Source organism: Streptomyces sp. Ag109_O5-1 (assembly GCF_003814875.1).
GTDB classification, from domain to species: Bacteria; Actinomycetota; Actinomycetes; order Streptomycetales; family Streptomycetaceae; genus Streptomyces; species Streptomyces sasae.
The window spans coordinates 10,488,999-10,509,526 of the sequence record NZ_RKQF01000001.1; the positions used below are offsets into that span (position 1 = coordinate 10,488,999).

General features: G+C 71.6%; 20 protein-coding genes and 2 pseudogenes. 13 read left to right on the plus strand and 9 right to left on the minus strand.

Features of this window, described 5'->3' with window-relative positions; genetic code table 11:
- Positions 1-93: 93 nt before the first annotated feature.
- Complete coding sequence (locus tag EDD90_RS47785) at positions 94-1,038, plus strand: DUF3626 domain-containing protein (RefSeq protein ID WP_185149479.1); 945 nt, start codon at positions 94-96, stop codon at positions 1,036-1,038.
- Here the strand turns inward: EDD90_RS47785 and EDD90_RS47790 are convergent.
- Positions 966-1,406 (minus strand): annotated as a pseudogene (locus EDD90_RS47790) (response regulator transcription factor); the annotation flags it as partial. The gene EDD90_RS47785 and the pseudogene EDD90_RS47790 sit on opposite strands and share 73 nt — an antisense overlap.
- Between EDD90_RS47790 and EDD90_RS47795 the strand changes: the two are divergent.
- The 4 genes and pseudogenes from EDD90_RS47795 to EDD90_RS47810 form a co-directional block, all read left to right on the plus strand.
- Positions 1,326-2,243, plus strand: a pseudogene (locus EDD90_RS47795) (reductase); the annotation flags it as partial. The pseudogenes EDD90_RS47790 and EDD90_RS47795 overlap by 81 nt on opposite strands.
- A gap of 204 nt (positions 2,244-2,447) precedes the next feature.
- On the plus strand, positions 2,448-3,737 hold the full coding sequence (locus tag EDD90_RS47800; protein WP_123979273.1) for an ROK family transcriptional regulator: 1,290 nt from the start codon (positions 2,448-2,450) through the stop codon (positions 3,735-3,737).
- A gap of 111 nt (positions 3,738-3,848) precedes the next feature.
- Positions 3,849-4,037, plus strand: a complete 189-nt coding sequence (locus EDD90_RS47805; RefSeq protein ID WP_123982388.1) for a hypothetical protein — start codon at positions 3,849-3,851, stop codon at positions 4,035-4,037.
- Between the two features lie 101 nt (positions 4,038-4,138).
- Positions 4,139-4,996 (plus strand): alpha/beta fold hydrolase, encoded by an 858-nt coding sequence (locus EDD90_RS47810; protein ID WP_123979274.1) that lies wholly within the window; start codon positions 4,139-4,141, stop codon positions 4,994-4,996.
- A 13-nt stretch (positions 4,997-5,009) separates the two neighbouring features.
- Here EDD90_RS47810 and EDD90_RS47815 read toward each other — a convergent pair whose 3' ends face one another.
- Positions 5,010-5,972, minus strand: a complete 963-nt coding sequence (locus tag EDD90_RS47815; protein ID WP_123979275.1) for an SDR family NAD(P)-dependent oxidoreductase — start codon at positions 5,970-5,972, stop codon at positions 5,010-5,012.
- A 586-nt stretch (positions 5,973-6,558) separates the two neighbouring features.
- On the opposite strand from EDD90_RS47815, the gene EDD90_RS47820 reads away from it, so the two are divergent.
- Positions 6,559-6,816: a hypothetical protein gene (locus EDD90_RS47820; protein WP_123979276.1), complete on the plus strand. Its 258-nt coding sequence runs from the start codon at positions 6,559-6,561 to the stop codon at positions 6,814-6,816.
- A 10-nt stretch (positions 6,817-6,826) separates the two neighbouring features.
- Here EDD90_RS47820 and EDD90_RS47825 read toward each other — a convergent pair whose 3' ends face one another.
- The 3 genes from EDD90_RS47825 to EDD90_RS47835 all read right to left on the minus strand — a co-directional run bounded on the left by EDD90_RS47825 (position 6,827) and on the right by EDD90_RS47835 (position 9,977).
- The gene (locus tag EDD90_RS47825) at positions 6,827-8,065 is read right to left on the minus strand and encodes a glycoside hydrolase family 16 protein (RefSeq protein ID WP_123979277.1); all 1,239 of its coding nucleotides are present in this window, start codon (positions 8,063-8,065) and stop codon (positions 6,827-6,829) included.
- Positions 8,066-8,329: 264 nt separating this feature from the next.
- Positions 8,330-9,058 (minus strand): VanZ family protein, encoded by a 729-nt coding sequence (locus EDD90_RS58015; RefSeq protein WP_398928783.1) that lies wholly within the window; start codon positions 9,056-9,058, stop codon positions 8,330-8,332.
- 217 nt (positions 9,059-9,275) lie between these two features.
- Positions 9,276-9,977, minus strand: coding sequence for a DUF4230 domain-containing protein (locus tag EDD90_RS47835; protein WP_123979278.1), 702 nt, complete (start codon positions 9,975-9,977; stop codon positions 9,276-9,278).
- Between the two features lie 141 nt (positions 9,978-10,118).
- Between EDD90_RS47835 and EDD90_RS47840 the strand changes: the two genes are divergently transcribed.
- The gene (locus tag EDD90_RS47840) at positions 10,119-11,309 is read left to right on the plus strand and encodes a cytochrome P450 (protein ID WP_123979279.1); all 1,191 of its coding nucleotides are present in this window, start codon (positions 10,119-10,121) and stop codon (positions 11,307-11,309) included.
- On the opposite strand, the gene EDD90_RS47845 is transcribed toward EDD90_RS47840, so the two are convergent.
- Positions 11,236-11,865, minus strand: a complete 630-nt coding sequence (locus tag EDD90_RS47845) for a class I SAM-dependent methyltransferase (protein WP_221305157.1) — start codon at positions 11,863-11,865, stop codon at positions 11,236-11,238. The genes EDD90_RS47840 and EDD90_RS47845 overlap by 74 nt on opposite strands.
- 177 nt (positions 11,866-12,042) lie before the next feature.
- Here EDD90_RS47845 and EDD90_RS47850 point away from each other — a divergent pair, with 177 nt between their 5' ends.
- Both EDD90_RS47850 and EDD90_RS47855 read left to right on the plus strand, forming a co-directional pair.
- On the plus strand, positions 12,043-13,236 hold the full coding sequence (locus EDD90_RS47850; protein ID WP_123979280.1) for a sensor histidine kinase: 1,194 nt from the start codon (positions 12,043-12,045) through the stop codon (positions 13,234-13,236).
- The gene (locus EDD90_RS47855) at positions 13,233-13,907 is read left to right on the plus strand and encodes a response regulator transcription factor (RefSeq protein ID WP_260328547.1); all 675 of its coding nucleotides are present in this window, start codon (positions 13,233-13,235) and stop codon (positions 13,905-13,907) included. The genes EDD90_RS47850 and EDD90_RS47855 overlap by 4 nt, the downstream gene beginning before the upstream one ends.
- Before the next feature lie 101 nt (positions 13,908-14,008).
- Here EDD90_RS47855 and EDD90_RS47860 read toward each other — a convergent pair whose 3' ends face one another.
- Positions 14,009-14,824 carry a helix-turn-helix transcriptional regulator gene (locus EDD90_RS47860; protein ID WP_123979281.1) on the minus strand — a complete coding sequence of 272 codons (816 nt, stop codon included), beginning with the start codon at positions 14,822-14,824 and terminating at the stop codon, positions 14,009-14,011.
- 74 nt (positions 14,825-14,898) lie between these two features.
- Between EDD90_RS47860 and EDD90_RS47865 the strand changes: the two genes are divergently transcribed.
- The 3 genes from EDD90_RS47865 (at position 14,899) to tuf (ending at position 17,884) form a co-directional block, all read left to right on the plus strand.
- Positions 14,899-15,612, plus strand: coding sequence for an SDR family oxidoreductase (locus tag EDD90_RS47865; RefSeq protein ID WP_123979282.1), 714 nt, complete (start codon positions 14,899-14,901; stop codon positions 15,610-15,612).
- 59 nt (positions 15,613-15,671) lie between these two features.
- Positions 15,672-16,625, plus strand: coding sequence for a ribose-phosphate pyrophosphokinase (locus EDD90_RS47870; protein WP_123979283.1), 954 nt, complete (start codon positions 15,672-15,674; stop codon positions 16,623-16,625).
- A 65-nt stretch (positions 16,626-16,690) separates the two neighbouring features.
- The gene (tuf, locus tag EDD90_RS47875) at positions 16,691-17,884 is read left to right on the plus strand and encodes an elongation factor Tu (protein ID WP_123979284.1); all 1,194 of its coding nucleotides are present in this window, start codon (positions 16,691-16,693) and stop codon (positions 17,882-17,884) included.
- Between the two features lie 28 nt (positions 17,885-17,912).
- Here tuf and EDD90_RS47880 read toward each other — a convergent pair whose 3' ends face one another.
- Positions 17,913-18,305, minus strand: coding sequence for an anti-sigma factor antagonist (locus EDD90_RS47880; RefSeq protein WP_260328548.1), 393 nt, complete (start codon positions 18,303-18,305; stop codon positions 17,913-17,915).
- 172 nt (positions 18,306-18,477) lie between these two features.
- On the minus strand, positions 18,478-18,906 hold the full coding sequence (locus EDD90_RS47885) for a MarR family winged helix-turn-helix transcriptional regulator (protein WP_123979286.1): 429 nt from the start codon (positions 18,904-18,906) through the stop codon (positions 18,478-18,480).
- A gap of 144 nt (positions 18,907-19,050) precedes the next feature.
- On the opposite strand from EDD90_RS47885, the gene EDD90_RS47890 reads away from it, so the two are divergent.
- Positions 19,051-20,508, plus strand: coding sequence for an aldehyde dehydrogenase (locus EDD90_RS47890; RefSeq protein WP_123979287.1), 1,458 nt, complete (start codon positions 19,051-19,053; stop codon positions 20,506-20,508).
- Positions 20,509-20,528: the final 20 nt, after the last annotated feature.

Below are 20,528 nucleotides of genomic sequence, written 5' to 3' on the forward strand. Positions count from 1 at the left end.
CGACGGGCCGACCCCGCGGTGAAATGGCCATGACCCGGCCGACCATGATCGGCTGACGTCGGCCGAGACCGGGCGAGAGGAGAGGGGGAATCGATGGGACTCGGGGACATCGAGGCGGCGCGGGCCGCGGCCGCGTTGCGTCACGTGGCCGCGCTCTCCTCGGGACCGGCCCTGGACCCCGGTCTGCGCATCACCCTGAACTTCCACCCCGACCGGGTGTCGGCCGGGCTGCCGGTCCTCGACGCGCTGGCCCGGGACGGCGTCTACCACTCGCAGTTCGTGACCGGAACCAGCAACGGCGGGCTCACCGCGCACCCGGGCGGTGACCGCTGGCGCTGGGAGAGCCGGATCTTCGCCGGGATCTACGACGACGCCGACCCGGCCGAGCGACCGGTGTACGGCGCGCTGAACTTCCGCCGCCAAGTCGTCGGCGCCGCCCCGCGGTTCGGCTCCTCGCACCTCCGTCTGACCGGCCCGGCACTGCACCGCGCCACCTTCTGCTACCCCGACAGCGCGGCCGAGCCGACCGACTTCGGCGTCGCCGCCGGAACGCATCTGCTCGGCCTGGCCGAAGCCGACGAGCAGGACGCCCTCAACGACTACGTCGAGACACAGGTGCACGGCGGTGTGCGGCTCGACCGGGATGTGGAGGCGCTGGTCCTGGACGCCGGGTACCGGAACACCCGCGTGGAGGCGGCGGCCCGTCGGCTGCCCTTCCCGGTGGAATGGCACCCCGGCTACCGGCTCACCGTGCCGGAGCTGCGCCGCCACGCCGACTACCGGGGTCCGGAGTACGCCGAACTCGGCGCCCTGATCGCCGAGAAGGGTGTGGTCGATCCACGGATCATCGGGGACGCGGCCCGCACCGGCCGGTACGAGATCCAGGACCTCAAGATGGTGTGGCACACCCTTGCCCGGTTCGGCGCCCCGGAAGGCGCGGGCACCGCCTGTTCCGCCGGGTCCGACTACTCCGCCGACTCGGCCTGTTCCGTCGGCGCCGGCGGCCAGACACCGGGGGTCAGCACCCCCAAGGCGTAGGCGCGGGCGACCAGTTCGGTGCGGTTCGCCGCGCCCCAGCGGGCCGACAGCCGACGCAGATGGTAGGTCACGCCGTCCTTGCTCAGGCCCAGCTGGCGGGCCGCGTGCGCCGTGGTGGCGCCCCGCGCGAGGAGTGCCAGCACCCGCCCCTCGACCGGGGTGACCCGCGCGGGCTCCGACCCGGACGCCTCGCGCTCGCCCGCCACCCGCAACATCACCAGCAGCGCCGGCGTCTCGCCGACGGACTCGCTCACCGGGTCCGCCGCCAACTCCCCGTACCGCTCGGTGCCGTCGGGCGCCCGCCACCGTACCGACACCTGGTAGCGCGAACGGTGCCGCAGCCGCAGCGCCTCGGCGATCCGCTCCACCAGGAACGTCCGAGCGCCCAGCAGCTGTCCCTCCTCGCCGACGCCAACCCCTGCCCGCCCGAGAAGGCCGCCCTCGCCTCCCTGGGCGACGACCCGCGCACCCTCGTCGAGATCATCGAGGACCACCCGGCGCTGCGCGGCGCCCTGGACTGGCCCCGGCTGCTGGAGCTCCTGACCCCGCTGAAGCCGCGCCACTACTCGATCTCCTCGTCCCAGGCCACCGACCCCCGCCACGCCGACCTGATGATCTCCCTCCTGGAGGCTCCCGCCCACTCCGGCAAGGGCACCTACCGGGGTACCGGCTCCGGCCACCTCACCTCGCTCCGCCCCGGCGACACGCTGTACGCCCGCGTCCAGCCGTGCCGGGAGGCGTTCCGCATCGACGACAGCGCACCGGTCGTCATGATCGCCGCGGGCACGGGCCTGGCCCCCTTCCGGGGCGCGGTGGCCGACCGCACCGCAGCCCTCGCGGCAGGCAACCAACTCCGGCCCGCCCTCTGCTACTTCGGCTGCGACGCGGCCGAGGCCGACTTCCTGCACGCCGAGGAGTTGTACGCCGCCGAGTCCGCCGGGGCCGTATCGCTGCGCCCGGCCTTCAGCACCGACGGCACCTTCGTCCAGCACCGCATCGCCGCCGAGGCCGACGAGGTGTGGGCCCTGCTGGCGGCGGGTGCGAAGGTATATGTCTGCGGGGACGGCGGCAGGATGGCACCGGGCGTGCGCGAGGCGTTCCGCACGATCTACCGCGACCGCACTCCGGGAGGAAACGCCGAGGAATGGCTGAACACGCTGGTGGCGGACGGCCGATATGTGGAGGATGTATACGCGGCGAACTGACCGGCGCCGTCGTCCTGCAGCGCCCCGTCAGGGGCGCGGGGAACTGCGCGATCGGCCCCCACCGGTCGGCAGCTCGCGCACTACCCGTACCCGCCACCCTCGAAGCCCTTAGCTCACAGCGTGAACTAAGGGTTGGGGAAATATCGCTTCCGGCCCCCCGAAGGAGTATCTTGCAGGTCGGGAAGGGTTCGTGAAGGGAGCCACATGGCGGGGCGGAACGGGCGCACGGTACGCGACCTCAGGAGGGCCAACCGCACGGCCGTGCTGCAGCGGCTCTATTTCGACGGCCCCCTCAGCCGCTTCGAACTGGGCCCGGCGACGGGCCTGAGCTCCGGCTCGGTGAGCAACGTGGTCGCCGACCTGGTCGCCGACGGCCTGGTCGAGGAGGCCGGCAGCGTCGACTCCGACGGCGGCCGCCCCCGCACCCTGCTGCGCGTCGCCCCGCACAGCGGTCACATGATCGGCGTCGACGTCGGCGAGACCCGGGTCCGAGTCGAGCTGTTCGACCTCACCCTCACCGAACTCGCCCGCGTCGAGCGCCCGCTGGCCCAGCAGGGCTACGACGTCGATGTGATCGTCGGCCACATCCGGGACGGCATCGACGAGGTCCTCGCCACCGAGGGTGCCTCACCCGAGCTGCTGCTCGGCGTCGGCGTGGGCGTCCCCGGCATCGTCGAGCACACCGACGACCGGGGTGCCGTCGTGCATGGCCAGACCATCGGCTGGGACGCCGTCCCGCTGGAGGAACTGCTCCGCTCCGGCTGCCAACTCCCCGACTCCGTGCGGTACTTCATCGACAACGGCGCCAAGACCCTGGGTCAGGCCGAGATGTGGTTCGGCGCCGGACGCGGCGCGGACAACGCGGTCGTGGTCCTGTTCGGCTCCGGCGTGGGCGCCTGTCTGGTGACCGCGGAGGTGGAGCACGGCCGGGCCGTCGAATGGGGGCATCTGACCGTACGGGTGCGGGGCCGCCGCTGCCGCTGCGGCGCGCTCGGCTGCCTGGAGGCGTACGCCGGTGCGGAGTCGCTGCTCGCCCGCTGGCGCGAGGAGGGCGGCCGTCCGGCCGAGGGCCTCGACGAGGAGAGCGCGCTCACCGCGATGCTCGCCGCCGCCTACCCGCCCGAGGGCACCGAGCCCGACCCGGTCGCGCTGGCCGTACTGGAGGAGACCGCCGAGTACCTGGGCGCCGGCCTCTCCGACCTGATCAACCTCTTCCAGCCCGAGCGGATCCTCATCGGCGGCTGGGCCGGCCTCCAGCTCGGCGCCCGCTTCCTGCCCGCCGTACGCCGGTACGCGACCACGTACGCGCTGCGCCACCCGGCCGAGCGGGTCACCATCGACCTGGGCCGGCTCGGCCCGGACGCGGTCACCGTCGGCGCCGCGATCCTGCCCCTCGCCGACTTCTTCAGCCGCGGCGGCCGTCGCGCCGAACCGGTGACCGAGGACCGGCTCCCCGCCTGGCGTACGGCACTGGAGGAGCGCTCCCCGCGCTGAGACGCACCCCGTTTCGGGACTCCGGGAGGAGGTACTCGCGTAGCACCCGGATCGACGCGAGGGGAGTAAGCCGTGGGCGACCGACGGGACGGCAGGCCCGTACCCCGGGACATGCAGGACCAGCAGGCCCGGCCGGACGGCCGGGACCCGTGGGAGGCGGCCGAGGGCCGTCGCCCGGACGACAGGGGCGAAGACGCCGACCTCCCCGACACCGACGAGGCCGGGACAGGACCCCGGGGTGCACCGCGCTCGGGGGCTGTACACCCCGGGGATCCGGTGCCCGACGAGCCGTCCGGCTGAGCGCGGGGCGGCCATGACCCGGGAGGTAATCGACCCGGGTGCACCGGCGCCGTGAGGATGAGGGCCGTAGGAAGTCCGCAGGACCACCCCGGGAGGCCCCCATGCCGTACTACGAGAGCCCTGCCGACGGCACCCGCCTGTACTACGCCGACCACGGTCCGGCGACCGGGCCCGTCGCCGTGTTCACCGCCAGCGCCTACGTGGGCCACGAGATGTGGGAGTACCAGATGCTGCCGCTGGCGGAGGCCGGGTACCGCTGTGTCGCCCTCGACCGGCGCGGGCACGGGCGGTCCGAGGAGAGCTGGGACGGGTACGACCTCGACACCCTCGCCGACGACCTGTACGGGCTCCTCGACCACCTGGACCTGCGGGGGACCGCCCTGATCGGGCACTCCGTCGGCACCGCCGAGGTGGTGCGCTGCCTGACCCGGCACTGTCACGGACGGGTCGCGCGGGCCGCACTCGTCGCCGGTGTCGCCCCCGGCGTCGTGCGCTCGGCCGCCAACCCGGACGGTGTCGACCCGGCCGTCGTACAGGCCGACAACGAGCTCTACCGCCGGGACCGGGCCGCCTACTACACGGCCTTCGCCGACGACTTCTTCGCGCTCCACCTGCCGGGCAACGAGGTGTCGGCGGAGTACGTCCGGTACCTCGTCGACCGCTGCCTGGTGTCCACCCCGCGCGCCGGCACCGCCGTCCGGGACACCGTCGCCGCGCTGGAACTCGCTCCCGAACTGGCCGCGCTGCACCTGCCGTTGCTCGTCGTGCACGGCACGCACGACGCCTCGGCGCCGCTGGAGTCGTGCGGTGCCCGCGCGGCCCGGCTCGCGCCCGACGCCACGCTCAGGGTCTACGAGAACGCCGGGCACGGCCTGTTCAGGACCCACGCCGGGCAACTGACCGAGGATCTGCGCGAGTTCATTGACGCCGGGCGCGGGGTACGGCGCGCGGCGGCCTGAGCGCGGCCGTGCGTCAGGCGAAGGCGTTCACGTCCGTCAGCTCCGCCGAGAGGTCCCACAGCCGGGCCGCCTGCTCCCGGTCGACCGCCCAGGCCTTCACACCGGTGGGCTCGCCCTCCACGGCCGTCCCGGCGATGTCGCAGTCCTCCAGGTACACCCCGCCCATGCCCACCAGCTGCGGGGAGGTGGCCGCCCAGGTCTGGGTGGCCGCACCCTGCGCGGGCGTCTTGAAGCCCTGGGGGCTGAGCACCGTGCCGTTCTCGTCGATCCAGCCGCGCTCGATCATCTCCTCGCGGGGGATGTGCCGCTGGAGCGGGGTCATGATGCCGCCGGGGTGCAGGGAGAAGGCCCGCACGCCGGAGCCCTGGCCGAGCCGGTCGAGATGCACGGCGAACAGCACGTTCGCGGTCTTCGCCTGGCCGTAGGCCTGCCACTTGTCGTAGCCGTGCTGCCACTGGACGTCGTCCCAGTGCATCCCGGAGAAGTGGTGGGCACGGGACGAGACCGACACGACCCGGGCGCCGCCGCGCTCGATGGCCGGCCAGAGCCGGTTGACGAGGGCGAAGTGGCCGAGGTGGTTGGTGGCGAACTGGGCCTCCCAGCCGGGCCCGACCCGGGTCTCGGGGCAGGCCATGATCCCGGCGTTGTCGATCATGAAGTCGACGGTCCGGCCGGAGGCCAGGAACCGCTCGGCGAAGCCGCGCACACTGTCCAGGTCACCGAGGTCCAGCTGGTCCACCTCGACCCGGTCCAGGCCGGACAGGGCCTCCCGGGCGGCCTCGGGGCGCCGTGCGGGCACCACGACCTGGGCGCCCGCCCCGGTGAGTGCCTTGGTGGTCTCCAGACCGAGCCCGGAGTAGCCGCCGGTGACGATGGCGAGCCGGCCGCTCAGGTCGAGGCCCGCAAGGACGTCTTCGGCCGTGCTCTCCGCGCCGAAACCGGAACCGATCTTGTGCTGAGGAGTCGTGGTGTTCATGGCTTGAACGCTACGAATTGGAGTGCGCTCGAAGTCAAGCGGAGATCTTGAATTCCCGCGAAAGGTCTCGAAAGGGGCGGAGCGGGCAACGGAGAGCCCCGGCCGCGACGGGGGATTCGCGGCCGGGGCGGCCAGGTGGTGGGTGCGAATGGCGGTCGCCTCTCGGCGAAACGCTCCACAGGGCTTCAGCCGAACGATCGTCCCTGTGGGCAAAAGGTGAGGCCCGGGGACACTGTCCCATCCGCACCCACGGCTGGTTCAACGGACAACCACCCGGGACTGTTCCATGCCGGTACGTGATCCGCATCACCCCCTGGTCGGAGGGCTGCCCGGCAGTGAGCCGGGCGGGTGAGCGGTTCGCCCGCATCTTCATCAAGCGTGCGCAAATATCCGGGCAAATCCTCGGTCGGTGACGCGCCGTCCATCCGGGTCTTCTCCGGGGCCATGCCTTTGACGGACTCCAGGTGCCAGCGCCGTACCAGCAGGAAGACGAGCCGTTCCGGCGCCTCGACGGGGGTCGGGAGCACCTTCACCGTCAGGGGGCTCTCGCAGGTCACTTCCGCCCGGGAGATCTACCCTCGATTGCATGACCGAGATAGCGAGCCCCCACATCTCCCAGCCGCGGATCCTGGTGCTCGGGGTCATGACCGGCAAGCCGGGGACCCTTCCCTTCCGCATCGTGGAGATCGACGGCGAGGTGGTCGCGGAGGCGAGGGACATCACCGAGGTGCTGTCGGTCGCCGCGGCCTACGGCATCACGGTCCATGACCTCGACGACCCGGGCGTGGTCTGCTGGGTGGGCGGGGACAAGTTCACCTGGACGCCCCGCCCGACCCGTCGCTAGAGCACTGCTCTCAGCCGACCGTCCACTTCTGGTTGGCGCCGCCCGAGCAGGTCCAGATCTGCAGCCGGGTGCCGTTGGCCGAGTTGTTGCCGGTGACGTCCAGGCACTTGTTCGCCTGTGGGTTCACGATGTCGTTCGCCGACGAGACGGCCCACTTCTGGGCGGCGCTGCCGTTGCAGTCGTAGAGCTGGACCGCTGTCCCGTCCGCCGTGCCGCCGCCGGTGACGTCCATGCACTTGCCCAGCGCGCGGATCGTGCCGTCGCTGCCGACCGTCCACTGCTGGGCGGCGCTGCCGTTGCAGTCGTAGAGCTGGACGGCGGTGCCGTTGGCGGAGTTGGCCCCGGCCACGTCCACGCACTTGCCGGCCAGGCCCTTGATCGCGACTCCGGTCGCCGTGTTGCTGGTCGTCACCGACACCGAGTCCACGACCAGCTGGGCCGGGAAGGAGGTGGAGCTGTCCGGGTCGCCGGGCCAGTAGCCGCCGACGGCCAGGTTCAGGATCAGGAAGAACGGCTTGTTGTTGTAGACCCAGGTCTTGCCGTTCAGGTCGGCGGGCGTGCGGGTCTCGTAGACGTTCCCGTCGACCGACCAGGTGATCGAGTTCGGCGCCCAGTCGACCGCGAAGGTGTGGAAGGCGTCAGCGAAGGCCTGGCCGTTCGGCAGCGAGTAGGCCGCGCCGATGCCGCCGGAGCCGGAGTAGCCGGGGCCGTGGATGGTGCCGTGCACGGTCGACGGCTCGAAGCCGACGTTCTCCATCACGTCTATCTCGCCCGAGTCCGGCCAGTTCACCGGGGTGCCGAGCATCCAGAACGCGGGCCACATGCCCTGCCCGCGCGGGATCTTCATCCGGGCCTCGACGTGCCCGTACTGGGCGTTGAACTTCCCGGAGGTGTTCAGCCGGGCCGAGGTGTACTGACAGGTGCCGTACCAGCACTGGTAGTTGGCGGGATTCTCCTTCTTGGCCGTGATGACCAGGTGGCCCTGGCCGTCGAGGGCCGCGTTGTTGGTGCCCGAGGTGTAGTACTCGCGCTCGTGGTTGTTGACGTTGTCGCCGGTCTCCATGTTCCACTTCGAGGAGTCCACCGCCGAACCGGCGGGGCCGTCGAAGTTGTCGGAGAAGGTCGTCACGGCGGCCGCGGCGGTGCCGGCGGCCTCGGCCCGGTGCGCGGGGCCTACCGCGACGGACCCGAGCAGTGCGGCGGACAGGGCGGCGAACAGGCATCTGCGGAGCAGTCGTGGGGAGGCCACGGCTCATCCTTCCGTACGGCGGCCGGACGCGGGGAGGCGGCCGGCCGAGGTGGGGGGGTGAAGGCGTCGCCTCTTGATTTAAGAAGTGAGATAAGTGGCGAGTCAAGAGTTTGGTAACGGACCAGTATCGAACGGTCGCATGACTGGCGACTTGGCGACTTGGCGACTTGGCGACTTGGCGACTGGCGGCCTCGACGGCCGACGAAGGGCGGCCGATGGCTGCCGACCGCCGACCGCCGACCGCCGAGCCGGGTCGTGCCGGGGCTACGCCTTGGGCTTTCGCGCGTGCACCGCCCGGCCGAGCCGCCGGCCCAGCAGCAGCCAACCGATCAGCGCGCCCGAGGTGTTGAGGATGACGTCGTCCACGTCGAAGGCCCGGCCGTTGACCAGCGCGCCCTGCGCCATCTCCACCAGCAGCATCACGATCGCGGTGAGCGCCAGCACCCGCAGGATCCCGCGGGCGTTGGGCGCGAGAACCGGCACGAGGATCCCGAAGGGGAGGCCGAGCATGACGTTCCCGCCGATCTGCTTGACGGTGTCACGGACCGAGGGCTGGTCCAGATAGAGCTTGATGGTGGTGCCCGGGTGCAGATTCGTGTGCGCGATCGACGCCGACGCCGGGGACGGCTCCAGGGTCAGCCGGGCCAGTACGGCGGCGAACGCCACCATCGCGGCGAAGGCGATCGCCATCGCCAGCAGGCGCAGCGGGAGGGGGAGCGGGCGACGCTCGGCGCCGGTCCTGGCGGGGGCGGTGCCTTTCTTGCCGGTGTCGCTCCTCTTGGAGGTGTCGCTCCTTTTGGCGGCACTGCCCGGCTTGCCGGTGCCGCCGGGCTTGCGGGTCCTGGCCGTGCCGCCCGGTTTGCCGGTGCCGGCCGCCTTGCCGGTGACGGTCTTCTTCCCGGTGCCGGCCGGCTTGGCGGCCTTCCCCTTCCCCGGGGTGGCGGCCGGCTCGGCCCCGCGGGCCTTGACGACGCGTACGGCCTTGGCGAACACCCCGGGCTTCTTGCCGGTGTCCCCGTCCTTCTTCGTCTCCTCGGTGGTCTCGCCCTTGGTGAAGCGCAGGCGCGAGGCGGCGCTGGCCATTGGTCCTCCACTCTTCAACTTTCCGGCGTGATAAGCCAGTTACCCGCGAAAGGCCCGTCGATGCCGGATCGGGGAGCGCCCCGGCCGCCGTCCACTGAACGGCGGCCGGGGTCCTGCTGCGAGCCGATCACACCGTGCCGTAGGACACATGCACCTCCGTGAAGCCGAGGGAGTGCAGCAACCCCTCCAGCATGCTGGTGGTGTTGGTCTCCGCCCGGGTGGTCAGTCCGCTGTCCTTGGCCGCGTCGGAAATGTGCTTCACGGCCAGCTTCTGCACCGCCTGCTCGCTGTTGGGGTTGTCCGAGAACAGGTCGCCGAGCCGGTCGAGGAGACCGCGCTGCTTGGAGACGGCGTAGGAGTGGTCGGCGTCCAGGGTCGCCTTGCCGAGCTGGGCGTGCGGCAGCCGGATGGTGGCCTCGGTGCGGTCGCCGTTGACCGTCACGTCCTTCTGGCCGATCTGCCCGAGGTCGACGTAGGCCTCCACGGTGCCCGCCCCGACGTACAGGGTGCGGGTGCCGCGGATCGCGCTGGGCAGGTACTTGGCGTCCTTCTCCAGGTCGACGACGACCTGGAAGTTGCCGGCCGCGGCATCGTAACGACTCATGTTCTGGATGGACTTGAGCAGCGCGGGACCCGTGTTGTCGCGGGACTCCGTGCCGAACAGGTCCTTGATGCCCGGCAGTACCGCCAGTTTGATCCCGGCGAACAGCACCACGAGCACCAGTACGAACGCCGTGACCAGCTTCGCCCAACCGGGCATGCGCCGGGGCCGGGCCTTGACCGGAGTCCGAGTCTCCTTCGTGGAGCTCTCCTTGGTGGAACTCGCCATGTGACGGCCCTCCTTTCAACGACACGAATGCCCGGCAAAAGCCTTGCCAGACCGTGTTGTTGGCTGATTGAGACAGCTGACGCAGGACTGATACACGCTTTAGCGTGGAGTGACTGCCCGTCGGCGTGCCAGGAGCCCCGGATGACCGCAGACAGCACCTCCCGACCCTTATGTCCCATGCACCGCATGGTGTATCCCGAGTCCGGTCCGCCGCGGCTCGCCGCCCTGGCCACCGGCACCCCGGTATGGCTCGTCACCCGCTACCACGACGTCCGCCAGGTGCTCATGGACGCCCGTTTCGACCGGAGTTCCCTGCACGCCGAGGACGCCCCGCCGCTGTTGGCCGTACCGAACCTGCTGAGCGACCCGGACGGATTGGTGAACCAGGACGGTCCCGGCCACCAGCGGCTGCGCGGCACGGTCCAGCGGGCGTTCACCCCGCGTGCCGTCGCACGCTGGCGCCCCTGGGTGGCATCGGTGGTCGAATCACTCCTCGACGAACTCGCAGCCACCCCTCGACCGGCCGACATCGTCGAAGGGTTCACCCGGCCCCTCCCCGTATCGGTGATCTGCCGGCTGATGGGGCTCGACCACATCGACAGCGAACGCATCCGGCACTGGGCCGACCACGCGCTGTCCGGGGGAGCGCACAGCGCGGAGGAAGTCAAGGCCGCCATGGGGGAGTTCGCCGACTTCGGGGCGGAACTGGTGGCACAGCGGCGGGCGCGGCCGGGTGACGACCTGGTCAGCGGACTGGTGGCGGCGGGTGACTCGCTCGGCATCGAGGAACGCCAACTGGTCGCGCTGGTCTGCGGCCTGGTGGTGGCCGGGCACGAGACGACGATGTCCGCGCTCGGCAACATCGTCGTCTACCTCCTCACCGACGGGCATGCCGACTGGCCCTCTCTCGCGGTGGACGAGGAGGGTGCGGCCACCGCGGCCGAGCAACTGCTGCGCACCGTGCCGATCAGCGAGGGCCGGGTGCTGCCCGGGCTGCTGCGCAGGGCCGTCCAGGACACCGTGGTGGGCGGCGTCACCATCCCGGCGGGCAGTGTCGTCGCCGTCCAGACCAACTCGGCGAGCCGTGACCCGGACGTCTATCCGTCCGGACCGCCCGACCTCACCGCACCCCTGCCCGTGCCCGGCGTGATCTTCGGCGCCGGACCCCACCACTGTCTGGGCGCCTGGCTGGCCCGTCTGGAGATAACCCTCGCCCTGCACCGGCTCGCCGTCCGCTTCCCGGGTCTGCGCGCCGAGTTCACCCCCGCGACGATCGACTGGCGCGAGGGCCAGCTGACCCGGAGCCCGCGGTGTCTTCCCGTGTCGTGGTGAGGGTCGCCCGGTACACGAACGCGGGCGGCAGGTTCGGCCACACCACCCGGGTCCGCCGCACCGTGGCGAACCTGTCGTGGAGCGCCGCGGCGAGCCGGCGGCCCGGCGGGGTCCAGGCCGCGTGCAGATAGGCGAACGTCGTGAAACAGCCGCCGGGCACGAGCGCCCCGGCGACCGCGTCGAGGGTACGGTCCCGTTCGGCCGTCGCCATCACGGTCCACGGCAGCCCGGACACCACCGCGTCCACCGGCGCCCCGGCGGCCTCGGCCAGCTCCGCGGCCGCCCCCTCGACCACCGTGAGCCGTTCGTCGCGGTGTGTGACGAACAGCCCGGCCGCGAGCACGGGGTTGAGCTCGATGGCGACCAGCCGGCCGTCCACCGGCAGCTGCCGCAGTATCTCCCGGGTGAACACGCCTGTACCAGGACCGAGTTCGACGACGAGCCGGGCCGTTTCGAGGCCGGTGTGCTGGGTCATGGCCCGGGCCAGCCGACGCGAGCTGGCGGCCACTGCCCCGGTGGTGAGAGGGCGCCTGAGGAACTGAGTGGTGATCGACACGACCGCCACACTCCGCGGCGCCCGGGTAACTCCGCGTCCTGCCCCGGGCCGCACCGGGTGACACTTCCGGCCCGCCCCGGGTCGTACTCCGGGTCCCGACGGGTCGTCCTGTGGGAGGAGTTCCGTGCCGTCTGTGGGCTGACGCCTGCGCCGGCCCCGCCGGCGTAGCGTGAATCGGTGCTTCGCCTGATCGAGAACCTGCCGGGGTGGCGGCTGCGTCACCCCTGGCTGACCGACGCCCTGCTGATCGCCCTGGTCGTGGGACTGCCCGTGATCCGCGCCCAGCCCGGCTGGCGGCCGGTGTGGGCGCAGCTCGTCGTCTACGCCGGCTTCGTGGTCCCCCTGTTCTGGCGGCGCACCCGGCCGGTGCTCGCGGCCTCGGTCGTCACGGCGGCGTTCTGGGCGCAGTACCTGGGCGATGTGTGGGGACGGGAACCGGGGCGCGGGGTGATCGCGCTGAGCGCGGTCCTCTACACCCTGGTGGTGCGCGGCCTGCGCAGGACGGCCACGGTCGTCGCGGTCTGCGCCGCGTCCTGTGTGCTGCTGTGGGTGCCGGACTGGCTGTCCGACTCCGCGACGGCCGGCTCCGAGACCTGGTTCACCCCGGCGCTTGTGGTCCTCTGGCTCGCCGGCTCCTGGATGCTCGGCGCCTATGTGCGGGCCCGCCGCGCCTATCTCGCCGAGTTCGCCCGCCGCGCCGAGCTGACCGAGTCCCGCCGGGCGGCGCTGGCCCGTGCGGCGGCCGCCGAGGAACGCGCCCGGATCGCCCGAGAGATCCATGACGTGCTGGCTCACGGCGTCTCGGTGATGGTCCTCAACGCCGAGGGCGCCCGGCTCGCCCGCGCCACCGACCCGACCGCCGCCGACCGGGCCCTCGCGGCGATCGGCACGACCGGCCGGGAAGCACTCGGGGAACTGCGCCGCCTGCTGGACGTCCTCGGCCCAGACGGCGAGCAGGAGCAGGTCCGCGCCCCGGACCTGGCGGACCTGCGCACCCTCGCCAACCGCTGTGGTGCCCGCCTCGACGTGTGCGGGGACCCGGCCGGGGTGTCCGCCGACGCGGTCGAGCAGACGTACCGGATCGTGCAGGAGGCGTTGACCAACGTGGCCAAACACGCCTCGCCCGGCGCCCGGACCAGGGTGCGGATCGACCTCGGCAGCCCCGGTCCCGGCCGCCGGGTCCGGGTCCGGGTCGACAACTCGGCCGGCACCGGCACCGCACCTGTGGCGCTGCCGGTCTCGGCCGGACGCGGTCTGGCCGGGATGCGGGAGCGGGCGGCCCGCTACGGGGGAACGGTGGCCGCGGGACAGCGACCCGGTGGCGGCTACCGGGTGGACGCCGTCCTGCATCCCGAGGCGGTGACCGCGTGAGCGGGGAGCCGGCCGCGCCGTACCGTGTCCTGCTCTGCGACGACCAGGAACTGATCCGCACGGGGCTGCGCATGGTGATCGGCAGCCAGCCCGACCTCATGGTGGTCGGGGAGGCCGCCGACGCGCACACCGCGCTGGAGCTGAGCGCCCAACTCCGGCCCGACCTCGTCTTGATGGACATCCGGATGCCCGGCCTGGACGGGCTGGCGGCCACCCGTGAGCTCTGCTCCCGCAGTCCGGCGCCGAAGGTGCTGGTCGTGACCACCTTCGACCTCGATGAGTACGCCTACGGCGCCCTGCGTGCCGGGGCCGCCGGCTTCCTGGTGAAGGACGCGGTGGGCGAGGAGATCCTGGTGACGGTCCGGGCGGTGCTGCGCGGCGAGGTGATGATGGCGCCCTCGGCGGTACGGCGGATGGTGGAGCGGTTCGTCCTGCCCACTGCGCCCGCAGCCGAACGGGACCGGCTGGCCCTGCTGACCGGGCGCGAACGGGAGGTGCTCGCCCTGGTCGCCCAGGGGCTGACCAACGGCGAGATCGCGGCGCGGCTGTTTCTCGGTGAGACCACGGTGAAGACCCATCTCGGCCGGGTCCTGGGCAAGTTGGACCTGCGGGACCGGGTGCACGCGGTGATCTTCGCCTACGAGAGCGGACTCGTCACGGTAGGCGGCTGAGGGACCGGGGCGTGGCCGATCACCGTCCCGGGTGCCGGTCGCGCGGCAGCCGCCCGACGGCCGGTCGTCCGCCGGCGTACGGCGACCCGCTCCCCGGTCGCTCAGACCCGCGCCGCCAGCTCCGCGATCCTGCGTGCCGACGGTGAGCCCGGATCCGCCGTCACCAGGACGACCTCCTGGTCGTCCTCCGGTACCAGCAGGACGTCGCAGTTCAGCCGCAGCCGCCCCAGCTCCGGATGGTCGACGACCTTGGCGCGATGCCCCGGGGCATGCACCGGATGCGTCGCCCAGATCCGCCGGAACTCCTCGCTTCCCGCGCGCAACTCGCCCAGCAGGGCGGCTAGTTGAGTGTCATGCGGATAGCGTTCGGTGGCCCGTCGCAGCCGGGCCACCACGATGTGCCCGAACTCCTCGGCGCTGGAGCTCTCGTACATCCGTCCCTGGCCCAGGAAGCGTCGTCGCGCCAGGTTGGTCGTGCCGCGCCCCAGGTCCCCGCCGAGCAGCAGCTGGGCGAGGGGGTTCCAGGCCACCAGGCCGTAGGCCGCGTCGGTGACGATCGCCGCGGTGTCGGGCAGCCGCTCCAGCATCCGGGCCACCTGCGGGCGCACCTGCCGCGCTGCCGAGGTGCCGGGCGGCGGCGCGGCCGAGCCGGCCAGCCGGAAGAGGTGGCTGCGCTCGGCCGGGGCCAGCCGCAGGGCCCCGGCCAGGGCGTCCAGGACCCGCGGAGAGGGCCGCGGGCCGCGGGCCTGTTCGAGCCGGGTGTAGTAGTCGACGGACATATGGGCCAGCTCGGCGACCTCCTCGCGCCGCAGACCGGGCGTGCGGCGCGGGACGGGTCCCGTCGGCAGCCCCACCGTCCGCGGGGTCAGTCCCGCCCGGCGCTCCCGCAGGAAGCGGGCCAGTTCCTGCCGTGCCATACCGTCGCCTCCCTGGTCCGCCTGGTACAGGTGGTCCCTGGCAGGACGGACGCGGCCGGGGAACCGTGGCTGTCATGAACGATCGCACAGCACTCGTCACCGGTGCCAACAAGGGCATCGGCCTGCATATCGCCCGGCTCCTCGCCGGGGAGGGCTTCACCGTCCATGTGGGCGCCCGGGACGCCGGGCGCGGGGAGCGGGCCGTCGAGGAGATCGGCGCAGGCGCCCGGCTCCTCGTCCTCGACGTCACGGACCCGGGCAGCGTCGAGCACGCCGCCGCCCGGGTCGAGCGCCTGGACGTCCTGGTCAACAACGCCGGTGTCCAGCCGGTGACCGGCCCGCCCGCCGAGACCGGCGTGGCGGACTTCCGGCGCACGTACGAGACCAACGTCCTCGGCGTCGTCGCGGTCACCAACGCCTTCCTGCCCGCCCTGCGCCGCTCCGCCCGCCCCCGTGTCGTGAACGTCTCCAGCGGCACCGCCTCCCTCACCTGGAGCACCCACCCCAATCCGCAGTTCGCCCACGGCAGCCCCAGGTCAGCCGCCTACCGCTCCTCGAAGGCCGCCCTCAACGCGCTGACCGTGTTCTACGCCCAGGAACTGGCCGGCGACGGGATCAAGGTGAACGCCCTCGCCCCGGGGCGCCGGGCCACCGACCTGGTCCCCGGGATCACCGGCGGCGGGGATCCGGCCGAGGCCGCGCGCGGGGCCGTACGGCTGGCGCTGCTGCCCGACGACGGGCCGACCGGCGGGTTCTTCTCCTGGGACGGCACACCCGTTCCATGGTGAGGGCCCCACGGTCCGTAGCATGAGGCCGTAGCCCGTGATGATCATGCGAGGAGCGGATCGTGCGAGACATCGCCGTCTTCAGCGGCAGCGCCCACCCCGAGCTGGCCGAGGAGGTCTGTGCGCACCTCGGGGTGCCGCTCAGCCCGACCCGGGTCAGCAGGTTCGCCAACGACTGTCTGGAGGTGCAGCTCCAGGCCAACTGCCGGGAGCGGGACGTCTTCCTGATCCAGCCCCTGGTCCGGCCGGTGCAGGAGCACCTGGTGGAGCTGCTGATGATGTGCGACGCGGCCCGGGGCGCCTCGGCCGGCCGGATCACCGTCGTCATGCCGCACTACTCCTACGCCCGCTCCGACAAGAAGGACGCCCCGCGCATCTCGCTCGGCGGCCGCCTGGTCGCCGACCTGATGGTGGCCGCGGGCGCGAGCCGGGTCCTCGCCATGACCCTGCACGCCCCGCAGGTGCACGGCTTCTTCTCGGTGCCGGTCGACCATCTGCACGCGCTGCGGGAGCTGGCCGCGCATTTCCGGCGGTACGACCTCTCGCGCACCACCGTCGTCTCACCCGACCTCGGCAACGCCAAGGAGGCCGCCGCCTTCGCCCGGCTGATCGGTGCCCAGGTGGCGGCCGGCGCCAAGCAGCGGTTCGCCGACGACCGGGTCACCATCAGCTCGGTGATCGGCGATGTGGCCGGGCGGGACGTCATCGTGCTCGACGACGAGATCGCCAAGGGCAGCACGGTGCTGGAACTTCTGGACCGGCTGCGGGAGTTGGGGCCCAGGTCCATTCGAGTGGCGTGCACGCACGGGCTGTTCGCGGCCGGGGCGCTGAAGCGGCTGAGCGAGCAGCCCGACGTGCTGGAGATCGTCTGCACCAACACCGTGCCGGTGCCCGCCGAGGAGCACACCGACAAGTTGCGCATCCTGTCCATCGCCCCGGCGCTGGCCGAGGCCGTACGCCGGATTCACAACGGCGAGTCCGTGAGCGCCCTGTTCGACGAGCCGCGCAACCTCTAGACAGGAAGGAGGAGTTGTAGCGCTGAACCGCGCTCGGTGGCACCGAGGCGGACGGGAGGCACCCAGTGGCGAAGGCCAGGTTCGAGCGGACGAAACCGCATGTGAACATCGGCACCATCGGGCACATCGACCACGGCAAGACGACACTCACCGCGGCGATCACCAAGGTGCTGCACGACAAGTTCCCGCAGCTCAACCCCTTCACCCCGTTCGACCAGATCGACAAGGCGCCCGAGGAGCGGCAGCGCGGCATCACCATCTCCATCGCGCATGTCGAGTACCAGACCGAGCGCAGGCACTACGCGCACGTCGACTGCCCGGGGCACGCCGACTACATCAAGAACATGATCACCGGGGCCGCCCAGATGGACGGGGCGATCCTGGTGGTCGCGGCCACCGACGGGCCGATGCCGCAGACCAAGGAACACGTTCTGCTGGCCCGTCAGGTTGGCGTTCCCTGCATCGTCGTCGCCCTCAACAAGACCGACATGGTGGACGACGAGGAGATCCTGGAGCTGGTGGAACTGGAGGTGCGCGAACTGCTCACCGAGTACGAGTTCCCCGGTGACGACGTCCCGGTGGTCAAGGTCTCCGCGCTCAGGGCCCTGGAGGGCGACCCCCGGTGGACCGCGGCCCTGCTCGAACTCCTCGACGCCGTCGACGAGTTCGTGCCCGAGCCGGTGCGGGACGTGGACCGGCCGTTCCTGATGCCCATCGAGGACGTCTTCACCATCACCGGGCGGGGGACGGTCGTCACCGGCCGGATCGAACGCGGCACACTGCGGGTCAACAGTGAGGTCGAGATCATCGGTATCCACCCGCAGAAGACGAAGACCACGGTCACCGGCGTCGAGATGTTCCGCAAGCTGCTCGACGAGGGCCGGGCCGGGGAGAACGTCGGACTGCTGCTGCGCGGGGTCAAACGGGACGACGTAGAGCGCGGCCAGGTCGTCATCCGGCCGGGATCGGTCACCCCGCACACGGACTTCGAGGCGCGGGCGTACATCCTCTCCAAGGACGAGGGCGGCCGGCACACCCCGTTCTTCCAGAACTACCGCCCCCAGTTCTACTTCCGCACCACCGACGTCACCGGAGTGGTCACCCTGCCCCCGGGTACCGAGATGGTGATGCCGGGCGACAACACCACCATGCGCGTCCAGTTGATCCAGCCGATCGCGATGGAGGAGGGCCTGAAGTTCGCCATCCGCGAGGGCGGACGGACGGTCGGCGCCGGTCAGGTGACGAACATCCTCAAGTAGCCGACCCGGCAGGCATGGTGGGGAGCGGTCATAACGTCCCGGACGTGGCCTCCGGCTGGCCCAGGGCCGCGTCCAGGGTCGCCAGCGGAGGCAGCAGCCGCGACAGTCCCGTCACCTTCAGCACCCGCAGGGTCAGCGGGTGCGCGCAGACCAGCTGGAGCTGTCCGTCGCGCTCCAGCACCCGGCTGCGCGCCCGGTACAGCAGCCGCAGCCCCGAGCAGTCGAAGAACTCGACGTGCAGCAGGTCGATCACCACCCGGGCGCCGCCCCGCGCGGTCACCAGGTCCAGGCAGGGCATGATCTCCGTCGCCGCCGCGATGTCGATCTCGCCCCGGAACTCCAGCACCGTGTGGCCGCGGTCCTCGCGGACACGCAGGTGCCGGGTGAGTGGCGCGGGATCCTTTCGGGGTTCCTGGCGCACGACGGCATCACCTCCCACCCCTGCCGGTCAATTCCGTTCCCCGCCCTGCAAGTTACCCTCGATGGAGGGAATTTGAGCATGTTCGATTGACATATGTCTGCTGCTTCGGCACGCCATTTTCTGTGGCGTGCGCGACAGTCGGAGAACGTGCACGTGGGAACGGTAGCGCGCGCTAGGAAAGTGCGTGCCACGCCTTGCTCAGTGCCTGGCGGAACTGTTCCTCCTGATGCGCGGTGAGCTCGCGCACCATCCGCTCCTCCAGTTCCCGAACCGGCCCGGCGACCCCGGCGAGCAGCTCGCGCCCGGCGTCGGTCAGCAGGATCAGCAGCTCGCGCCGGTTGCGCGAGTTGCGCTCCCGCCGGATCAGCCCGCGGCTCTCCAGCGACCGTACGAGGTCCGCCATCGACTGGGCGGTCACGAAGGAATCCCGCGCCAACTGTGCAGCCGAAAGCCCGTCATGACGCTCCAGGACAGTCAGGGCCGTGTACTGCAGCGCCGTGATCCCGGCGGGCCTGACCAGCTCGTCGAGATGGGAGCGCACCACGAGCTCCACCTGCTTGACCATGTACAGCAGCGAGGGGCGTGTCTTTGTACCGACCATGCGTGCACCCTAGACCATTGACAGGAATCCTGTCTGTAATCAGACTGCGGACCAGACGCGGGACCAACAGGATTCCTGTTTGTTGAAAACTTGGTGACCGGGGCTGTGGGTGCCCTCGACGCCATCAACACTGGGAGTGGGCCAATGACGACCACCTTCGAGACCGGGCCGGGGCAGCTGTTCATCGGCGGACAGTGGCGGGAAGCCGCCGACGGGGCCCGGACGGAGGTCACCGACCCGGCCACCGGCCAGGTGATCACCACCGTCGCCGAGGCCGGGGCCACCGACGTCGACGCGGCCGTACGCGCCGCCCGCGAGGCCTTCGACGCGGGGGAGTGGTCGGGGCTCAGCGGCCGGGAGCGCGGCCGGGTGCTGCACCGGATCGCCGAACTGATCCGGGAGAACGCCGAGGAGATAGCCGCCCTGGAGAGCCTGGACGTCGGCAAGCCCATCACGCTGGCCGGAGCCGTCGACGTCACCAACGCGGCCAACGACTACGAGCACTTCGCGGCCCTCGCCCACTCCCTGGACGGCGCAGTCCGCGACGTCCCGCTCAACGCCCTCGCCTACACCCGGCGCGAGCCCATCGGTGTGGTCGCCGCCATCACCCCCTTCAACTTCCCGCTCATCCTGGCCGGTTCGAAGATCGGCCCGGCCCTCGCCGCCGGCAACACGATCGTCCACAAGCCCGCCGACGAGACCCCCCTCAGCGCCCTGTACATGGCCCGCCTCTTCCAGCAGGCGGGCGTGCCCGACGGCGTCGTCAACGTCGTCACCGGCGCCGGACCGGTCGCCGGCGAGGCACTGCTGCGGCACCCGGGCGTCGACAAGGTCGCCTTCACCGGCTCCACCGCCATCGGCCGGCACGTGGCGAGCACCGCGGGCCAGGCGCTCAAGCCGGTCACCATGGAACTCGGCGGCAACGCGGCCCACCTGGTCTTCGAGGACGCCGACCTGGAGAAGGCCGTCGGCGCGGTGATCAAGGCGTTCGTCTTCAACACCGGCCAGTTCTGCATGGGCGGCCCCCGGCTCCTGGTCGCCCGCTCCGTCTACGCCACCCTGCTGGGCATCCTCGCCGAGGCCGTCCCCGGTGTCCCGGTCGGGGACCCGCGCGACCCGGCCACGGTTGTCGGCCCGATGGCGGGGGAGAAGCATCTGCGCAAGGTCGAGGAGTACGTCGAACTCGCCCGCAAGGAGGGCGGCCGTATCGTCTGTGGCGGTGAACGCCTCGACCTGGACGGCGGGTTCTACTACCGGCCGACGGTCGTCGCCGACCTGCCGAACGACTCCCGGGTGATCCAGGACGAGATCTTCGGACCCGTACTCACCGTGCAGCCCTTCGACTCCGAGGACGAGGCCGTCGCCCTCGCCAACTCCACCCCGTACGGACTTGCTTCGGGCATCCAGACCGGCAGCCTGGCCCGCGCGCATCGCGTTGCCGCCCGTCTCCAGGCCGGCATCGTCTGGGTCAACGACTGGGCGATGCTCGACCCCGCCGTCCCCTTCGGCGGCGTCAAGGCCTCCGGCTACGGCCGCGAGTACGGCCCCGAGGCCCTCGATTCCTACACCAAGGCCAAGTCCGTCGTCGTCTCGCTCGACTGAGCCCCGCAGACCAGGAGTCC

Excerpts from the sequence above, each read along its gene's own strand:
- EDD90_RS47785 (WP_185149479.1), top strand. The coding sequence starts at position 94 with ATGGGACTCGGGGACATCGAGGCGGCGCGGGCCGCGGCCGCGTTGCGT.
- EDD90_RS47800 (WP_123979273.1), top strand. The coding sequence starts at position 2,448 with ATGGCGGGGCGGAACGGGCGCACGGTACGCGACCTCAGGAGGGCCAAC.
- EDD90_RS47805 (WP_123982388.1), top strand. The coding sequence starts at position 3,849 with ATGCAGGACCAGCAGGCCCGGCCGGACGGCCGGGACCCGTGGGAGGCG.
- EDD90_RS47810 (WP_123979274.1), top strand. The coding sequence starts at position 4,139 with ATGCCGTACTACGAGAGCCCTGCCGACGGCACCCGCCTGTACTACGCC.
- EDD90_RS47815 (WP_123979275.1), bottom strand. The coding sequence starts at position 5,972 with ATGAACACCACGACTCCTCAGCACAAGATCGGTTCCGGTTTCGGCGCG.
- EDD90_RS47820 (WP_123979276.1), top strand. The coding sequence starts at position 6,559 with ATGACCGAGATAGCGAGCCCCCACATCTCCCAGCCGCGGATCCTGGTG.
- EDD90_RS47835 (WP_123979278.1), bottom strand. The coding sequence starts at position 9,977 with ATGGCGAGTTCCACCAAGGAGAGCTCCACGAAGGAGACTCGGACTCCG.
- EDD90_RS47840 (WP_123979279.1), top strand. The coding sequence starts at position 10,119 with ATGACCGCAGACAGCACCTCCCGACCCTTATGTCCCATGCACCGCATG.
- EDD90_RS47860 (WP_123979281.1), bottom strand. The coding sequence starts at position 14,824 with ATGGCACGGCAGGAACTGGCCCGCTTCCTGCGGGAGCGCCGGGCGGGA.
- EDD90_RS47865 (WP_123979282.1), top strand. The coding sequence starts at position 14,899 with ATGAACGATCGCACAGCACTCGTCACCGGTGCCAACAAGGGCATCGGC.
- EDD90_RS47885 (WP_123979286.1), bottom strand. The coding sequence starts at position 18,906 with ATGGTCGGTACAAAGACACGCCCCTCGCTGCTGTACATGGTCAAGCAG.
- EDD90_RS47890 (WP_123979287.1), top strand. The coding sequence starts at position 19,051 with ATGACGACCACCTTCGAGACCGGGCCGGGGCAGCTGTTCATCGGCGGA.